This is a genomic window from Ruoffia sp. FAM 26255 (genome assembly GCF_045528525.1).
GTDB classification, from domain to species: domain Bacteria; phylum Bacillota; class Bacilli; order Lactobacillales; family Aerococcaceae; genus Ruoffia; species Ruoffia tabacinasalis.
Map to the genome: position 1 here is coordinate 1 of NZ_JBGQQX010000117.1, position 1,562 is coordinate 1,562.

General features: G+C 39.9%; 2 protein-coding genes. Both read left to right on the top strand.

Going from position 1 to position 1,562, the window contains the following annotated elements:
• Positions 1-169 precede the first annotated feature (169 nt).
• Positions 170-565: an HTH domain-containing protein gene (locus tag ACEN31_RS11495; protein ID WP_138404758.1), complete on the top strand. Its 396-nt coding sequence runs from the start codon at positions 170-172 to the stop codon at positions 563-565.
• Complete coding sequence (locus ACEN31_RS11500; protein WP_407109476.1) at positions 490-1,512, top strand: IS3 family transposase; 1,023 nt, start codon at positions 490-492, stop codon at positions 1,510-1,512. The genes ACEN31_RS11495 and ACEN31_RS11500 overlap by 76 nt, the downstream gene beginning before the upstream one ends.
• The last annotated feature ends 50 nt before the right edge of the window (positions 1,513-1,562 follow it).

A 1,562-nucleotide genomic window follows, 5' to 3' on the forward strand; every position in this document is an offset into this window, starting at 1 on the left:
TATACTGGTCCTATGAACGTGGACAATCTGAGCCACACTCATTTCATTCGTGAACTAAGTTAATTTCTGTCATAATAATCGTAGACTCAAAGGTATAAAGACTAAATATTTGTAGACAATCCGTCATACGTTGAAATTTTTAGTGAACCAAAAAGAAAGGTGTGTAATCATGGGAATATATAGTCCAGAAGTCGTCGAAATATTGAAGCAATCACCGTATATAGAAAATGTGAGTGAGCATGTAATTCAATATGGTGATGCATTTAAACAGGAGTTTTATTGTTTATCTCAACAAGGCCACAAACCCAAGGATATATTTTTATCATTGGGTCTTGACCCAGCGCTCCTCGGAAGTAATGTGATACGGAGTTTTGTAAGGAGCATGAAGGATTTCCAGCCCAAATTAAATCAGGCAGGCCAACCAATCAGTATCACGCGATCATTGATTGAAAAGGATGAGGAAATTGAAAAACTAAAGTTTGAAGTGAAATTTCTAAAAAAAAAGAGGCTCATCGACTTGGGAATGTTTCCGAAAGAGAAGCCAAACGACACTACTTTAGACTGATTCAAGAGACATTTGAATCCCCAACTAACACGTGGACCATTGAAGCGCTCTGTCGTTTTTGTGGTGTATCAAAAAGCGGCTACTATCGATGGAAAAAGATTACTCAGGTGAATATTGAAAAGCGAGAACGTGAAGATCAAGTGGCTTTTTCTTTAATCCTAGAGGCATTTAATTACCGTCAAAAGCCCAAAGGACAGCGACAAATATTGATGCATTTAGCTCACAATCGCACCCCGATGTGCCGCAGTAAAATTCGTCGATTGATGAAGAAATTCAATTTAGTGTGTCCGATTCGTAAGCCTCGTTTTCAACGCCAAGTATCTGCGGAGTATCAGGCTGAACATGTCAAACCCAACTATGTTAAACGTGAGTTTAGAGCTTACGGACCGCGTTCCGTGCTGTTGACGGATATTACTTATTTGCCGTATGGCAGGCAGAAGTGGGCGTATTTAGCGACGGTTAAAGATGCCTTTACGAACGAAATTCTGTCTTATGAACTCAGCCCGATGCTTCATATTGCGTTTGTTTTGAAGATGATACGACAACTTATCGCCCAGCATCCGGTGAGTTTAGCGACGCAAACCCTGATTCATTCAGATCAAGGGAGTCACTTTACCAGTGTGAAATTTCAGTACCTTGTGGAGAATAATGGGTTAATTCAATCGATGTCCCGACGTGGCAATTGTTGGGACAATGCCCCTCAGGAATCTTTTTATGGACATATGAAAGATGAGATTGATCTCGCTTCGTGTGAAGATTATGAGGACGTAAAAAAGCTCATTGAAGAGTATATGGATTACTACAACAATGAGCGTTACCAATGGAACTTAGCGAAGCTAAGCCCTATTCAATATTATCAGTTTTGTACTACCAATGTCTATCCTTTAGCAGATATTTACTCAACACCTGCATTACCGCACATCAGAACGATTGAAATTGAAGAGTAGCTGCACTCAAAATGTGGCTCAAATAGTCCTTGACTATAGGACCAGTTCAC

Bases quoted from the DNA above. Each gene is read 5' to 3' on its own strand.
- ACEN31_RS11495 (WP_138404758.1), top strand. From the start codon at position 170: ATGGGAATATATAGTCCAGAAGTCGTCGAAATATTGAAGCAATCACCG.